We start from the raw sequence: 15,333 nt of genomic DNA on the forward strand, positions 1-15,333 counted from the left end.
TAATGTTTGGTATCAGCTTCTCTGAACTGCTGCTCGTCGGCCTCGTCGCCCTGCTGGTGCTGGGCCCCGAGCGCTTGCCGGGCGCTGCGCGCACCGCTGGCCTGTGGGTCGGGCGTCTGAAGCGCAGCTTCAACGCGATCAAACAGGAAGTTGAACGTGAAATCGGTGCCGACGAGATTCGTCGGCAACTGCACAACGAACACATCCTGTCGCTTGAGCAGGAGGCGCGGAAAATCTTCACGCCGACCCAGCAGGAGCCTACGCCGGTGGAGCATGTGGGAGAGCAGACGATTCAGGCTCCCGCCGCCAGCGTCGCAACACCTGCGGCAGCGGCAGAACCTGCACCCGTTGTTGCAGCCATACCGGTTGAACCTGTCACACCTGCGGCTGCGCCTGTTGCGCCAGCCCCTCATGACCCAACACTGCCGCCGCGAGCCCCATGAGCGATCTTCCTGAAAACGACCAGCACATGCCGCTGGTTTCGCACCTCACCGAGTTGCGTACCCGACTGCTGCGCTGCGTAGCGGCGATTTTCATCATCTTCGCCGGCCTGTTTGCTTTCACCCAGCAGATCTACACCTTCGTCTCCACACCGCTGCGCCAGTACCTGCCGGCCGGCGCGACGATGATTGCCACCGACGTGTCATCACCGTTCCTGACGCCACTGAAGCTGACCATGATGGTCTCGCTGTTCCTGGCGATTCCGGTGATCCTGCATCAGATCTGGGGTTTCATCGCCCCCGGCCTGTACAAGCATGAAAAGCGCATTGCCGTGCCGCTGCTGGTGTCCAGCATCCTGCTGTTCTACGCCGGCATGGCCTTCGCCTATTTCCTGGTGTTCCCGTTGATCTTCAAGTTCTTCGCCGCGGCCACCCCGGCCGGCGTGGAAATGATGACCGACATCACCAGCTACCTCGATTTCGTCATGACGCTGTTCTTCGCCTTTGGCGTGGCGTTCGAAATCCCGGTGGCCGTGGTGCTGCTGGTGTGGATCGGCGTGGTCGACGTCAAATACCTGAAGAAAATCCGCCCGTACGTGATCATCGGCTGCTTCGTGGTCGGCATGATCCTGACGCCGCCGGACATCTTCTCGCAGACCCTGCTGGCCGTGCCGATGTGGCTGTTGTTCGAGATCGGCATCCTGTTTGGCAGCCTGATCAGCAAGCGCAGCGACCATCAGGAAGACCAGCCGGCTGACGATCACAACGACCAGCCGCCAGCGACCCAAGCGTGAACCTGCTGCTCCTCGAAGAGGCCGATTTCATTGCGGCCGACCGGGCGGTCCTGCGTGATCGCCGGTTGACCCACATGCAGGAAGTCCACCGCTGCGAAGTCGGCGACAGCATGCGCGTCGGGCGGATCGGCGGGCTGATGGGCTCGGCCGAAGTGCTGCGCCTGGACGCCGACGAAGCGGAATTGCGTGTCACCCTCGACCAGCCACCTCCTACCAAGCTGCCATTGACCCTGGTGTTGGCCCTGCCAAGGCCCAAAATGCTCCGTAGGGTGTTCCAGACCGTGGCGGCCATGGGTGTGCCGCGTGTGGTGCTGGTCAACAGCTATCGCGTCGAGAAGAGCTTCTGGCAGACCCCCTTCCTGGAGCCAGAGGCAATTCGCGAGCAGTTGATCCTCGGCCTGGAACAGGCGCGGGACAGCGTGCTGCCGGAAGTCGTCATCGAGAAGCGCTTCAAGCCCTTCGTCGAAGACCGTTTGCCGGCGATCACCGACGGTACCCTCGGCCTGGTGGGGCATCCGGGCAATTACCCGCCCTGCCCTCGCGCACTCAGCGAACCGGTGACCCTGGCCATCGGCCCCGAAGGTGGCTGGATTCCCTACGAGATCGACCTGCTGGGCAAATCCGGCCTGCAGCCGGTGCAACTGGGCGAGCGTATTCTCCGGGTCGAAACCGCCGTGACCGCGCTGCTGGCACGCCTTTTCTAATTCCCGACACCATCCCACAGGACATCATCCGCCGGTACATCGGGCAGCGCCTACAGATTCAGGCGCCCCTGCCGATACACCCCCCATAAAACCAAATTGCGGTCCGGGGAGTTTCAGCATGTATCAATGGCTAGCCGAGAATCTGGGAAACATCAGCGTCAAACGCAAGCTGGGGATCGGCTTCGGTCTGGTGCTGTTACTGACCCTGCTGATCACCTTCACCGGCTGGAGCGGCCTGAGCGGCGTGACCAGCCGTGGCGATAAACTGGGGTTCATCGCCAGTCTCAACGACCTGACCAAGGACCTGCGCATTGCACGCCTGGATTACGAGATGCGTCGCGGCGAACAAGGTCCCGGCGCCGTCAACGATCTGTTGGGCAAACTCGAAAGCGGCCTGCAGACCGCCCGCGGCCTGATCGAGCAACCGGTTGATACGGCCATGGTCGAGCGACAACTGGCTGCTGTCGCCGAATACCGTCGTGCATTCGGCGACATGACCCAGGCCGGCGCCCAGCGTGAAGACGCCCGCAGCAAACTCGGCGCCACCGCCGACAATGCCGTGGCCCGCGTTGCCGAAGTGGAAAAATCCATGCTGCAAGGCGACAGCGTCGCAACGTTCAACAGCGTGATAGACCTGAGCAAACTGATCCAGCAGGCGCGCTTCCAGGTTCGCGGCTACACCTACAGCGGCAAGAGCGACGCCGAACAGCCGGCCCTCGACGCCATCGACAACGCCCTGAAAAACCTCGAGAGCCTGCCGGCCAGGCTCCCGGAAGAACACATCGCCAACCTGCAACAGGCGACGGATTCGCTGAAGGCCTACCGCGCCGCCGTCAGCCAGTTCCGCGACTCCCAGGTGGCCAGCGCCAAAGCTCTGGCACGCATAGCTGCCCAAGGCGAGATCCTGTTGGACATGAGCCAGAAACTCACCGTTTCGCAAACCGTCGTGCGCGACGCCGATGCCGCCCACGCCAAGAACATGCTGACCCTCGCCACAGTGCTGGCGATCGCCTGCGGACTGCTGGCCGCCTGGGCGATCACCCGGCAAATCATCATTCCGCTGAACCAGACCCTGGCCGTCGCTGAACGCGTTGCCAGTGGCGACCTGACTCACAACCTGACATCACAGCGCCGCGATGAACTCGGCCAGTTGCAGCGCGCCATGCAGAGCATGACCCAGGGCCTGCGTGAACTGATCGGCGGCATCAGCGATGGCGTCACGCAGATTGCCAGCGCCGCCGAAGAGCTGTCCGCCGTCACCGAACAGACCAGCGCCGGGGTCAACAGCCAGAAGGTCGAGACCGATCAGGTCGCGACGGCCATGAACGAAATGGCCGCCACCGTGCAGGAAGTGGCGCGCAATGCCGAAGAGGCCTCCGAAGCCGCCGTCGCTGCCGACCAACAGGCCCGTGAGGGCGACAAAGTGGTCGGTGAAGCCATCGCCCAGATCGAACGCCTGGCCGCGGAAGTCGGTCACTCCACCGAAGCCATGGGCGAACTCAAGCGCGAAAGCGACAAGATCGGCAGCGTGCTCGACGTCATAAAGTCCGTGGCCCAGCAAACCAACCTGCTGGCACTCAACGCGGCGATTGAAGCCGCCCGCGCCGGTGAAGCCGGGCGCGGTTTTGCCGTGGTGGCAGACGAAGTCCGCAGCTTGGCCCAGCGCACCCAGAAGTCCACCGAAGAGATCGAAGAGCTGATCGTCGGCCTGCAAAACGGCACGCAGCAAGTCGCGACCATCATGGACAACAGCCGCACCCTGACCGACAGCAGCGTCGAGCTGACCCGCCGCGCCGGTGGCTCACTGGAAAGCATCACCCGCACCGTGTCCGCCATTCAGGCAATGAACCAGCAGATCGCCGCTGCGGCCGAACAGCAGAGCGCAGTGGCCGAAGAGATCAATCGCAGCGTGTTGAATGTGCGGGACGTGTCGGATCAGACCTCGGCGGCGAGTGAGGAGACCGCGGCGTCCAGCGTTGAGCTGGCGCGGTTGGGGACGCATTTGCAGATGCTGGTGGGCCGGTTCAAAGTTTAAATACTTGGGGCTCTTGTTATTAGCATATTGGACGATAACAAGAGCCTCATCGGAAAAATCAACCATTACCGCACTATTGACGACCTCGACAACCGTAACATCAAGAACAGCAATTCGCACTCACCCCAAAAGCTTACATGCTAAGTTCACTCTCAACATTTAAATAACCATCGGCAACACTGCGCTCATCGCCATATTTTATCGAAAAAACACCCGCGCAGAAGCCGATCATTATTCACAGGGAGTGAAACCAATGAACGACACAAACCAAGTACTCAACAACAATGCCTGGATGACACAAATATACGAACACATTAAAAATTTGCGAGTACACCAACTCGCATTACCTTCATCACATAACGCCGGAGTGGATCGTGGCGCGGTGGAAGTAATTGGTGGTCATTGGGCTGCGTGCCAGGACTACATCTTCGAAACGCAGCTGCGACAAGGAGCTCGCGTCCTCGACTTACGGATTATCGACAACAGTTATAAGAAGGATATCGGCGGCTCGAAAATTCCCCGCTATCGCTTTATCGAGGAGTTCAAATGTCAACATGTCCTACCGGGAAGAAATATCGACAACTGCCTTTCTGCTGTCCGCACGTTCGCAGAACAAAATCGCGGAGAACTGATAATACTGGACATTCACAGTTATGACAGCGGCAGAAACCTGAACAACAGCATCGCTCGTTTCAGACAAAAACTAAGCCAGCTTAATCATTTACTAATCCCACCCACAGCAAGTTCTCTCACACTTGCCGAAATCAGGAAATCTCATCCCAACAGGAACGTGATCATTTGCTGGGGTGGCGGTGCGTACTGGAACACTATTAAACATATATGGACAGGGAAAAATCTGACGTCTCGCGCCGAACTCGAAACGTTCATTACCAATCAGGCCAGGAAATCAGTGTCCGCGACAGCGCTGACCTCACTGTCAGCGACGGTTTATGATGCCCTCGGAGGGCCCGTGCGTCTCAAGAGCGGTGAAAAAGTGTGGTCAGAAGTATTCCACCCGCAACACAGCATCTTCAACATCATCAATGCCGATTTCTTTCAAGACACAGGCGTCGTTCAGAGGTGCATTGCGCTTAACAAGGCCAGAGCCATGGGTAATTGATTGACCATTCTGCCCGCGCCAACCCGCTAGGCTTCCGATTGGCCGGAAAGCCGCTGAGGGCATTCACCCCTCAGCGGCGCCTGGCTCTCAGGTTGCCCCCGCCATGGCAAATAATCGTAATGATTGACAACGAGGGTTATAAAACCTGCCGCAAAAACGCCTGCGCCCGCGGATCCTTCGGCGCATCGAAGAACTCCGCTGGCGAAGCATCTTCCAGCAACTTGCCGTGATCGAAGAACAGCACCCGGTCCGCTACTTCCCGAGCAAAGCCCATTTCGTGGGTGACGCAAACCATCGTCATGCCTTCCACAGCCAGGTTTTTCATCACGTCCAGCACTTCGCCGACCATTTCCGGGTCGAGTGCCGAGGTCGGCTCGTCGAACAGCATGACCTTCGGCTCCATCGCCAGCGCCCGGGCAATGGCCACGCGCTGTTGCTGGCCGCCGGACAGGCGCGACGGGAATTCATGGGCTTTCTGGGCGATACCGACCTTTTCCAGCAGTGCCATGGCCTTGGCCTCACGCTCTTTCTTGCCGCGCTTGCGTACGACTTTCTGCGCCAGGCAGAGGTTTTCCAGCACGGTCATGTGCGGGAACAGGTTGAAGTGCTGGAACACCATGCCGACTTCGCGGCGGTAGGCGTTGACGTCGGTTTTCGGATCGGCTAGTTGCAGGCCGTCGATGCTCACCGAGCCCGAGTCGAACTCCTCCAGGCCATTGAGGCAGCGCAGGAAGGTCGACTTGCCGGAACCGGACGGACCGATCACCACCAGCACTTCGCCCTTGGCAACGATGGTGGAAACGTTATCCACCGCGCGCACCACCTGGCCACGGGTGTCGAAGACTTTTACCAGATCGCGGACTTCAATCACTTTGCGCGAGCCTCCGCTCAAGCCGGCTGGCGATTTTCGACAGCGGCAGGTTGATCAACAGGTACAGACCGGCGACGCAGAACAGAATCTCGAACGGCGAAAACGAGGTGGTGATGACTTCGCGGCCGCTTTTAAGCAGTTCGGTAATCGCGATCACCGACACCAGCGAGGTGTCTTTCACCAGACTGATGAACTGCCCGGCCAACGGCGGCAGCACGCGCTTGAACGCTTGCGGCAGCACCACATGACGCATCGACTGGCCTGCGCTCAAACCCAGGGAGCGCGCGGCTTCGTTCTGGCCACGGGCGATGGATTGCACGCCGGAGCGGATGATTTCCGCCACATAGGCGCCGGTGAACAGCGACAGCGCGGCGATCCCGGCGAATTCCCGGGACAGGTTCATCACCGAGCCGATGAAGAAGTAGAAAATGAAGATCTGCACCAGCAGCGGCGTGCCGCGTACCAGCTCGACATAAATGGTCGAAAGGTCGCGCAGGGTCGGGTTGTTCGACAACCGGCACAGGCCAGTGGCCAGACCGATCAGCAGCCCGAGAACGCCGGACACCACGGACAACCACAAGGTGGTCCAGAGGCCCCACATCAGTGGTCCTGCGGCCCAATGCCGGGTCACGCCGATGACGTCGCCTTCGGCTACGTCATCACCCTGGGCGATTTGCAGGCTGTTTTCGTCGACGATCAGATGCTGCTCGTCACCCGCGTCGTTGCGCAGGGTGATCTCAGCCTTGTCGCCCTTGCGCACCAGTTCGCTGACGGTGGAGATGTCGGCGGCGCGCTGGGATTCTTCGGCATGGTAAGCGAAGTATTGCGGTACACGGTTCCAGCGCCATTCGTAGGACATCAGCGAGGTGGCGTAATACAACGCGCCGGCCAGGCCGATCAGCACCAGCACGGTCAGCACGTGCCAGGGCCATTGGGCTTTTTTCTGTTTCATTGGGTAAGCAGGTTCCGGATTCTGTGTCGCCAGGGAGGCCGCCATCGCCAGCAAGCCGGCTCCTACAGTTGATTTGGGTGAACACAACAGGTGTGTCCGACGCTAATCCTGTAGGAGCCGGCTTGCTGGCGATTGACGCAACTCGGTCTGAAGCCTTATTCCATATCCTTGAGCCAAGCGGTGTCTTTGAACCACTTGTCATGGATGCGATCGTAAGTGCCGTCTTCGTGGATCTGGTGCAGGAAGTTGTTGATGAAGTTGATGCTGTCGTAATCGCCCTTTTTCAGGCCGAAGGCCAGCGGCTCATAGGTGAACGGCTTGTCGAGGAACACCAGTTTGCCGTTGCCGACCTTGTTCAACGCCACGACGTTGTACGGCGCGTCGTAGATGAAGGCGTCAGCCTTGCCGTTGACCACGTCGAGCACGGCTTCCTGCTCGTTGTCGTAGCCGTGGTACTTGGCTTTGGCGATCAGTTTTTTGGCGACCATTTCGCCGGTGGTGCCGAGCTTGGAGGTGATGCGGTAGTCGGCAGTGTTCAGGTCTTTATAGGACTTGATGGTGCCTTCCAGCTCCTTGCGGATCAGCAAGGTCTGGCCGACCACGATGAACGGTTCGCTGAAGTTCAGGCGCAGGTTGCGCTCCTGGGTCAGGGTCATGCCGCTGCCGATCATGTCGAACTTGTCGGTCAGCAGGGCCGGGATGATGCCGTCGTAACCGGTGGACACCAGCTCCAGCTTGACACCCATGGCCTTGGACATGGCTTTGAGAATGTCGACTTCGAAACCGATGATCTCGCCGCGCTTGTTGATCATTTCGAACGGCATGTAGGTCGGGTCCATGCCGACTTTCAACGTGCCGCGCTTGACCGCGTCATCGATGGCACCGGCCTGCGCCGCGTTGACTGCAACCAGTGCCGTGACGCCGACCAGCAGCATCGACAGATACTTCTTCATCTTCAAGTCCCCAAAACCATTGCGTTGTGAGGCGCGCAAAATGGCGGCTCCCCGGGAGGAAACGCACCAATACGGACAAAAATTATCCGGGCACACCAATTCGGGGACGGATCCTAAACTACTCGCCCGTTTGCACAAGGGTTTGGGAACGATCAGGCAAAAAAAAGCCCCGCTGGGTAGCGGGGCTTATGTAGGAGCGAGCTTGCTCGCGATGGTCGTTAACGATTACGCGTATTTACTGGTTACACGCGGCGCTCTTGAGTTCATCGCGAGCGAGCGCGCTCCTACATTTTTTCAGGCCAGTTGCGCCTGCGCGCTCAATGGCTTGAGCGGCAACAGCGGTGCGTGGGGGTCGGCCTTGACCGACTTGCGCCATGCGCCCAGCCACTCGGCATGACCTTCGCTCCAGACCTGCTCATGCAGGCGGGCCAGGGCCACCGGGTCACTGAGCAGTTGTACGCGCTCGTTGTTGGTCAGCCCTTCAGGACCGACTTTCATCGCGTGCCGCACCCGTTCTATCCGCAGCCATTCAATCGGCTCGGCCTCACGGTGTCGCGAGGTTGCCAGCGAACACGCCAGGGCGTTCTGCTGCGGGTCGACCACCGAACGGACGAAGCCGTCGTTCAGCGCGTGCCAGCGGTTTTCGTGGGTGTACTGGTCAGTGGACAGCAAGGCCTGCGGCGGATTGTATTCCTCAGGGATCAGGAACAGGCTCTCGTCACGGGACTTCAGGCCCAGGCCGACACGGCTGGAAATCACCGACACCGGGATCGACAGCATCAACGAACCGACAATCGGCACCAGCCACCACAGGAAGCTCGGGTTCAGCCAGATCACCAGCATGGCCCAGAAGAAGCCCAGCAGGGTTTGCGGACCGTGGCGCTTGACCGCTTCGCTCCACGGCGTGGAGTCGTCGTCACGTTGCGGCGAGTTCCAGGTCGCGGCCCAGCCGAGGAACGCGGCGAGGACGAAACGGGTGTGGAAAATCATCCGTACCGGCGCCAGCAGCATGGAAAACAGCATCTCCAGCAGCATCGACAGGGTCACCTTGAACTTGCCACCAAACTCTTTCGCGCCCTTGGCCCAGATCAGGATGATGCTCAGCAGTTTCGGCAGGAACAGCAGCACGATCGTGGTCGAGAACAGCGCGATGGCCTTGTCCGGGTGCCATTGCGGCCACAGCGGATAGAGCTGGCGCGGTTCGAGGAAGTACTGCGGCTCCATCAGCGTGTTGACCGCCAGCAGCGCTGTCGACAACACCAGGAAGAAGAACCACAACGGCGCCGACAGGTAGGACATCACGCCGGTCAGGAACACCGCGCGGTGCACCGGGTGCATGCCCTTGACCAGGAACAGACGGAAGTTCATCAGGTTACCGTGGCACCAGCGACGGTCACGCTTGAGTTCGTCGAGCAGGTTTGGCGGCAGTTCTTCATAGCTGCCCGGCAAGTCGTAGGCAATCCACACGCCCCAGCCGGCACGGCGCATCAACGCGGCCTCAACGAAGTCGTGGGACAGGATCGCGCCGGAGAACGCACCTTTACCGGGCAACGGCGCCAGGGCGCAGTGATCGATAAACGGCTTCATGCGGATGATCGCGTTGTGCCCCCAGTAGTGCGACTCGCCCAGCTGCCAGAAGTGCAGGCCGGCGGTGAACAGCGGGCCATACACGCGGGTAGCGAACTGCTGCATGCGCGCATACAGGGTGTCCATGCCCGACGCACGTGGCGCGGTCTGGATGATCCCGGCGTCCGGCGTGGCTTCCATCAGGCGTACCAGACTGGTCAGGCACTCTCCGCTCATCACGGAGTCGGCATCGAGTACGACCATGTACTTGTAGTCACCGCCCCAACGACGGCAGAAGTCGTCGAGGTTGCCGCTTTTACGTTTTACGCGACGGCGACGGCGGCGATAGAAGATCTTGCCGAAGCCCCCGGCTTCGCGGCAGACGTCCAGCCAGGCCTGTTGCTCGGCAACACAGATATCGGCGTCGTTACTGTCACTGAGGACGAAGAAGTCGAAGCGGTCCAGGTCACCCGTGGCCGCAACCGACTCGAAGGTCGCCCGCAGACCGGCGAATACCCGTGGCACGTCTTCGTTGCAGATCGGCATCACCAGGGCGGTGCGCGCATCCTTCGGAATCGGCTCGTTGCCGGCACTTTTACCGGAAATACGATATTTATCGTGGCCGGTCAGCAATTCGAGGAAGCCCATCAGTGCCGTCCAGAAACCGGCCGACACCCAGCAGAACAGAATCCCGAACAGGATCAGGATGCTGGTCTGCAAGGCATACGGCAGCACTTGCGTGGCGGTTTGCAGCAGCGGTTGGTGCAGCACTTCGTTGAGGTCGACAAACGACCAGCCCTGGTACGGCATGATGCCTTTCATGTACCAGCCGGCGACGATGGTCTGGCCGAGCATCAGCAGCAACAGAATGTAGCGACGGATCGAACCGACGGTGCGCCAGCGTGCGGCCGGCAGGACACGTTCGTCCTTCGGCGGTTTCGGCGGGTTGGTGCGGCCGGTCAGGCGGCGCCAGCCACGCACCAGAATGTTGGTGCGCCACGGCTCCGGCACGACCTTGGTCCGCCGTATCGGCGGAGTCGCCTTGAGGCAGACCCGGCCGTTGGCGTCGAGCACCAGCATTTCCGCGTCCTGCAGCTCTTCGGCAGTGCTCAGGGTCAGGCGTTTGCCGACGGAAGCCTGCGCGGCTTCGGTCGGGGCGTCGAACGTCGAAGACGACAGGCGTTCATGCAATTCGCTGAAAGACTGGCAGCCCGCGAGTTCCGCGCGCTGCTCGTCGGTCATCGGCAGATGCGCCAGATACTCGGAGAGAGTTTCTGGCCGTACTTGAGAGTTACTCATCGGCAGGCAACTGATAGCTCCAGGTCTCGGTCAGGACTTCTTCAGTCGGGGCCGATTCCGGTGTGGCTGGGGCCGCGTCGGCAGCGGCAGGCTGCTTGGCGTCTTTATTGGCCTTTTCCTTGGCATCTGCAACAGGCTTCGCTTCAGCCTGCTTGGTGGCCTCCGCTTGCTTGGCTTCCTTGTCCGCTTTCTCCTGTTGCTTGGCGGCAACCTTGTCGGCCTTGGCAACCGACGAGTTCGACGACGGGATCGAAGTCTTGGCCAGATCCGCCGGCACAATGTTCTGCACCAATGCGGCACGCATTTCAGTGGCCTTGCCCGGATCCTTGATCTTCATCCGCAGGGTCAGGCGCCAGCCATTGGTTTCAGGATTGAAGCGCACGCTGTTTTCCACCAGCTCGGCGTTGTCGCCGACGCTGACCTGGCTGCGAACCTCCGCATCGGCGGGCAATGCCGCCAGGGACGGGCCTTCGAAGTCCACCAGGTAGGCAACGCTGCCGTCCGGCTGACGAATCAGGTTGGACTGCTTGACGTCACCGGTGGAACGCAGGGTCTGCTTGACCCAGGCGCTGTCCGGCGCGTGAATGGCCGATTCGTCCATTGTCCAGTGCATACGATAAGCGACATCGAGCGGCTGGCCAGGTTCCGGCAACTTTTCCGGGTTCCAGAAGGCAACGATGTTGTCGTTGGTTTCGTCGGCGGTTGGAATCTCGACCAGGTCAACGGTGCCCTTGCCCCACTCGCCTTTCGGTTCGATCCAGGCACTTGGGCGCTTGTCGTAGCGATCGTCGAGGTCTTCATAGTGGCTGAAGTCGCGGCCACGTTGCAGCAGACCAAAGCCGCGCGGGTTTTCCACGCTGAAGTTACTCACCGCCAGGTGTTTCGGGTTGTTCAGCGGACGCCAGATCCACTCGCCATTGCCGGCATGGATCGCCAGACCGCTGGAGTCGTGCAGTTCGCGACGGTAGTTGAGTACTTTCGACGGCTGGTTGGCGCCGAACAGGTACATGCTGGTCAAAGGGGCGATACCCAGTTTGCCGACCTTGTCACGCAGGAACATCTGCGCCTTGACGTCGACGATGGTGTCGCTGCCTGGACGCAGGATCAGGCGATAGGCACCGGTGGCACGAGGCGAGTCCAGCAGGGCGAAGATCACCAGGTGCTTGTCGCCCGGCTTGGGCTGCTGAACCCAGAATTCGCGGAAACGCGGGAATTCTTCACCGGACGGCAAGGCGGTATCGATGGCCATGCCGCGAGCGGACAGACCATAGACGTGCCCCTTGCCGACGACGCGGAAATAGCTCGCGCCGAGCAGGGTCATGATTTCGTCTTGCTTGTCGGCCTTGTTGATCGGGTACAGCACACGGAAACCGGCATAACCCAGTTGTTCGGTGGCCTTTGGATCGAACTTCATATCGCCGAAGTCGAAACGACTCGGGTCGTATTTGATCTCTTCGACGGTGTTCGCGGTGATTTCGTTGATTTTCACCGGCGTATCGAAATGCATGCCCTGGTGATAGAAAGACAGCTTGAACGGCGTCTTCTGATCAGCCCATTCGGCTTTCTCCGTCAGAAAACGAATTTTCTGGTAGTCCGCGAATTTCATGTCGCGGAACTCGTTCGGCAGGTTACTGCGCGGCGCTTCGTATTTCTGCGCGGCCAGCTCTTTTGCCTTGGCCGATACATCATCCAGACTGAATGCCCAAAGCTGGCCGGCGCTGAGCAGGCAGAGCAGTGCAGAGCCCGCTACCAAGGCGCTACGTAACCGTTTGGCAGACAATTTTGGTGCGTTACAGGGACTAACAATCACGAGCAACCCTCGCCGAAAACAGATCAAAAAACCAACGGCCAGTTAAAGGGCCTGCACGGTCTGCGGTATGAAAAAACCGCCCTTGCAAACCACTCTTGCCAAGTTGGCGAGCATTGTTCCGACTCCGCTGGGGCGAAATGATTCCCCAATCGGATCCGGACAATTCTCTACCTAAGTCAAAATGGACCAACGAACGCTGATCCCCATAGCGCGCGATTATCTAGTAGGCCGCGTTACAACGCATCAGGGGTAACAAAGTATTTATCGCGAAAAAACCCTGTTTTCAGTCGAAATGAGCTTAAAAACTTGTTTCAAGCGCTTTCAGGCCTGTAACAGAAAGGTTACCGGGCCATCATTGACCAGATGCACCTGCATATCCGCGCCGAATCTACCTGATGCCACAGTGCCATGCACCTGTTTCGCTTTGCTTAATAGATAGTCGAATAATTCCTCGCCCAACGCCGGAGGGGCCGCGGTCGAGAAACTCGGACGCAGCCCGTTTTTAGTATCGGCAGCCAGGGTGAACTGAGAGACCAGCAGCAACCCGCCACCCACATCCGCCAAGGACAGATTCATCTTGCCCTCAGCGTCACTGAACACCCGATAGTTAAGCAGCTTATTGAGAAGTTTGTCGGCGCTGGCCCGCGTGTCATCGGGCTCGACGGCCACCAGCACCAGCAAGCCCTGATCGACGGCACCCACGATCTCGCCCGCGACCTCGACTCGCGCGCCACGCACCCGTTGCAGCAGAGCCTTCATGCTTCTTCAGGCGCCAGATCAAGCAGACGGCGGGCCATCTGATTGGCGGCACGTACCAGAGCGTCGGTGATTCCCGGCTCGGAAGCGGCATGACCGGCATCGCGGATGACCTGCAGTTCGCTGTTCGGCCAGGCTTGATGCAGTTCCCAGGCGTTATCCAGCGGGCAGATCACGTCATAGCGACCATGGATGATCACGCCGGGCAAATGGGCGATCTTGCCCATGTTGCGGATCAACTGGTTCGGCTCCAGGAAAGCGTTGTTGCTGAAGTAGTGGCATTCGATGCGGGCAATCGACAATGCACGTTGTGGCTCGGAGAACCGATCGACCACCATCGGGTTCGGACGCAGGGTCGCGGTGCGGCCCTCCCAGGTGGACCACGCCTTGGCCGCGTGCATCTGGGCAATCTGGTCGTTGCCGACCAGTCGCTTGTGGAACGCGGCAAGCAAGTCGTCGCGCTCGTCCAGCGGGATCGGTGCGATGTAGTCCTGCCAGTAATCGGGGAACAGGCGGCTGGCGCCGGCCTGGTAGAACCATTCGATTTCCTGCGGACGGCAGAGAAAGATCCCGCGCAGGATCAGGCCGTGCACACGCTCAGGATGGGTTTGCGCGTAGGCCAGGGCCAGGGTCGAACCCCAGGAGCCGCCAAACAGCACCCATTTGTCGATGCCCAGGTGGTGGCGAATCCGCTCGAGGTCGGCGACCAGATCCCAGGTCGTGTTGTTTTCCAGGCTGGCGTGGGGCGTGGAGCGACCGCAACCACGCTGATCGAAAGTGACAATGCGATAAAGGTTGGGATCGAAGAAGCAACGACTCTGGGCATCACAGCCGGCACCGGGGCCGCCGTGGATGAACACCACCGGCAATCCTTCCGGTGAACCGCTTTCGTCGACATACAGCGTGTGAGTTTCGTCGACAGCCAGATCGTGCCGGGCGTGGGGTTTGATCTGCGGGTACAAAGTCTGCATTGCGCACTCCGTAAGGGGTCGAGGTCATCCCTGGGGGGACTTCTATTATTCTGCCGTCCGGCATCATAAACCCGAATTACGTCAATGAGCATGCCCGGACGGAGTCAGAGCTTTGCCGACAGATATCCGAACAGGGTTTCGTACAGTGCATCGACCTCGGCCGCCTGCCCACGGGCCCGTAAACAGCCATGAACCAGGCCCTCGCCGAGATAAAGTGTGGCAGCCACGCCCGCGGCATTCAGTCGCTCGGCATACAGTACACCGTCATCGCGCAACGGATCGAATTGCGCCACGGCGATCCATGCCGGTGGCAGTCCGCTGAAATCCGTGGCGAGCAATGGCATGGCGTAGGCGTTCGGATGGCGGGTGCCTTGCAGGTAGAGCGCGTGATAGCAATCGACGTCACTGCTGCTGAGCAGCGGCGCGTCGACGCACTCACTGCGCGATGGCAGCCGGTGATCGCCGCCCAACCCCGGATAGATCAGCACCTGCGCGCACGGCACCGGCTCGCCGGCATCGCGCAGCGCCAGGCATAACGCTGCCGCAAGATTGCCACCGGCACTGTCGCCGGCCACCAGCATGCGTTCCGGGTCAAGTTGAAACGGCCCGGTGCGCAGTGCTCGCCAGACTTTCAGGCAATCATCGAACGCGGCGGGAAACGGATGCTCCGGTGCCCGGCGATAATCAACGGCGATCACCAGTACACCGAGTGTCGATGCCAATTCGGCGCAGATGAAATCGTGAGAATCAAGGTCCCCCACCACCCAGCCGCCGCCATGCAGATAAACGATACACGACGCGCCACTGGCCGGTGGCTGATAGGAACGAACAGCAACCCCGGCCAATTCGAAATCGACCACATATAACCCGGCCGGGCGCGGCGGGGTAAACGCCTGGCACATCTCGCTGTAGGCCTGGCGCAAACCGTCGGGGCTGCTGTCGGTGCTGTTGAAACTGACGGTCTTCTCGACGAAAGCCGTCATCTGCTCGGAAAGCGGGTAAGGAGCCATGAGCCTGGTGCCCGTTCAGGGGAATATATGGCCCCTGTAGGAGCGAGCTCGC

The 15,333-nt window shown here is 60.2% G+C and carries 13 protein-coding genes and 1 pseudogene; 6 read left to right on the forward strand and 8 right to left on the reverse strand.

Annotated elements, in window-relative coordinates; all coding sequences use genetic code 11:
- The first annotated feature begins 2 nt into the window (after nucleotides 1-2).
- From tatB to PMI31_RS06810, 6 genes and pseudogenes are all read left to right on the forward strand, one after another.
- Nucleotides 3-443 carry a Sec-independent protein translocase protein TatB gene (gene tatB, locus PMI31_RS06790; protein ID WP_008017049.1) on the forward strand — a complete coding sequence of 147 codons (441 nt, stop codon included), beginning with the start codon at nucleotides 3-5 and terminating at the stop codon, nucleotides 441-443.
- Nucleotides 440-1,234 (forward strand): twin-arginine translocase subunit TatC, encoded by a 795-nt coding sequence (gene tatC / locus PMI31_RS06795; RefSeq protein ID WP_008017050.1) that lies wholly within the window; start codon nucleotides 440-442, stop codon nucleotides 1,232-1,234. The genes tatB and tatC overlap by 4 nt, the downstream gene beginning before the upstream one ends.
- Nucleotides 1,231-1,938, forward strand: coding sequence for a 16S rRNA (uracil(1498)-N(3))-methyltransferase (locus tag PMI31_RS06800; RefSeq protein WP_008017051.1), 708 nt, complete (start codon nucleotides 1,231-1,233; stop codon nucleotides 1,936-1,938). The genes tatC and PMI31_RS06800 overlap by 4 nt, the downstream gene beginning before the upstream one ends.
- Before the next feature lie 118 nt (nucleotides 1,939-2,056).
- A pseudogene (locus PMI31_RS31820) lies at nucleotides 2,057-3,118 on the forward strand (methyl-accepting chemotaxis protein); the annotation flags it as partial.
- 141 nt (nucleotides 3,119-3,259) lie between these two features.
- Nucleotides 3,260-3,973, forward strand: coding sequence for a methyl-accepting chemotaxis protein (locus PMI31_RS31825; protein WP_407047289.1), 714 nt, complete (start codon nucleotides 3,260-3,262; stop codon nucleotides 3,971-3,973).
- A gap of 253 nt (nucleotides 3,974-4,226) precedes the next feature.
- Nucleotides 4,227-5,093, forward strand: coding sequence for a hypothetical protein (locus tag PMI31_RS06810; protein WP_008017055.1), 867 nt, complete (start codon nucleotides 4,227-4,229; stop codon nucleotides 5,091-5,093).
- A gap of 136 nt (nucleotides 5,094-5,229) precedes the next feature.
- Here PMI31_RS06810 and PMI31_RS06815 read toward each other — a convergent pair whose 3' ends face one another.
- The 8 genes from PMI31_RS06815 to PMI31_RS06850 all read right to left on the reverse strand — a co-directional run bounded on the left by PMI31_RS06815 (nucleotide 5,230) and on the right by PMI31_RS06850 (nucleotide 15,281).
- Nucleotides 5,230-5,964: an amino acid ABC transporter ATP-binding protein gene (locus PMI31_RS06815; protein ID WP_008017056.1), complete on the reverse strand. Its 735-nt coding sequence runs from the start codon at nucleotides 5,962-5,964 to the stop codon at nucleotides 5,230-5,232.
- Nucleotides 5,957-6,916, reverse strand: a complete 960-nt coding sequence (locus tag PMI31_RS06820; protein ID WP_043302243.1) for an amino acid ABC transporter permease — start codon at nucleotides 6,914-6,916, stop codon at nucleotides 5,957-5,959. Before PMI31_RS06820 ends, PMI31_RS06815 begins: the two co-directional genes overlap by 8 nt.
- Nucleotides 6,917-7,071: 155 nt before the next feature.
- Entirely contained in the window at nucleotides 7,072-7,869 is a 798-nt protein-coding gene (locus tag PMI31_RS06825) for a transporter substrate-binding domain-containing protein (RefSeq protein ID WP_043302238.1), read from the reverse strand.
- Between the two features lie 294 nt (nucleotides 7,870-8,163).
- Entirely contained in the window at nucleotides 8,164-10,734 is a 2,571-nt protein-coding gene (gene mdoH / locus PMI31_RS06830) for a glucans biosynthesis glucosyltransferase MdoH (RefSeq protein ID WP_008017062.1), read from the reverse strand.
- A complete protein-coding gene (locus tag PMI31_RS06835; protein ID WP_008017063.1) occupies nucleotides 10,727-12,544 on the reverse strand; it encodes a glucan biosynthesis protein G in 1,818 nt (605 codons plus the stop codon). Before PMI31_RS06835 ends, mdoH begins: the two co-directional genes overlap by 8 nt.
- Nucleotides 12,545-12,865: 321 nt before the next feature.
- On the reverse strand, nucleotides 12,866-13,303 hold the full coding sequence (gene dtd, locus PMI31_RS06840; protein ID WP_008017064.1) for a D-aminoacyl-tRNA deacylase: 438 nt from the start codon (nucleotides 13,301-13,303) through the stop codon (nucleotides 12,866-12,868).
- The gene (gene pip, locus PMI31_RS06845) at nucleotides 13,300-14,271 is read right to left on the reverse strand and encodes a prolyl aminopeptidase (protein ID WP_008017065.1); all 972 of its coding nucleotides are present in this window, start codon (nucleotides 14,269-14,271) and stop codon (nucleotides 13,300-13,302) included. Before pip ends, dtd begins: the two co-directional genes overlap by 4 nt.
- A 104-nt stretch (nucleotides 14,272-14,375) precedes the next feature.
- A complete protein-coding gene (locus PMI31_RS06850; RefSeq protein ID WP_008017066.1) occupies nucleotides 14,376-15,281 on the reverse strand; it encodes an alpha/beta hydrolase in 906 nt (301 codons plus the stop codon).
- Nucleotides 15,282-15,333 lie beyond the last annotated feature (52 nt).

Origin of the sequence: Pseudomonas sp. GM55, from assembly GCF_000282395.1 — a bacterium.
GTDB classification, from domain to species: domain Bacteria; phylum Pseudomonadota; class Gammaproteobacteria; order Pseudomonadales; family Pseudomonadaceae; genus Aquipseudomonas; species Aquipseudomonas fluorescens_CC.

Coding starts and splice junctions, on each gene's coding strand:
- PMI31_RS06810 (WP_008017055.1), top strand. CDS start 4,227: ATGAACGACACAAACCAAGTACTCAACAACAATGCCTGGATGACACAA.
- pip (WP_008017065.1), bottom strand. CDS start 14,271: ATGCAGACTTTGTACCCGCAGATCAAACCCCACGCCCGGCACGATCTG.
- PMI31_RS06850 (WP_008017066.1), bottom strand. CDS start 15,281: ATGGCTCCTTACCCGCTTTCCGAGCAGATGACGGCTTTCGTCGAGAAG.
- dtd (WP_008017064.1), bottom strand. CDS start 13,303: ATGAAGGCTCTGCTGCAACGGGTGCGTGGCGCGCGAGTCGAGGTCGCG.
- mdoH (WP_008017062.1), bottom strand. CDS start 10,734: ATGAGTAACTCTCAAGTACGGCCAGAAACTCTCTCCGAGTATCTGGCG.
- PMI31_RS06825 (WP_043302238.1), bottom strand. CDS start 7,869: ATGAAGAAGTATCTGTCGATGCTGCTGGTCGGCGTCACGGCACTGGTT.
- tatC (WP_008017050.1), top strand. CDS start 440: ATGAGCGATCTTCCTGAAAACGACCAGCACATGCCGCTGGTTTCGCAC.
- PMI31_RS31825 (WP_407047289.1), top strand. CDS start 3,260: ATGAACGAAATGGCCGCCACCGTGCAGGAAGTGGCGCGCAATGCCGAA.
- tatB (WP_008017049.1), top strand. CDS start 3: ATGTTTGGTATCAGCTTCTCTGAACTGCTGCTCGTCGGCCTCGTCGCC.
- PMI31_RS06820 (WP_043302243.1), bottom strand. CDS start 6,916: ATGAAACAGAAAAAAGCCCAATGGCCCTGGCACGTGCTGACCGTGCTG.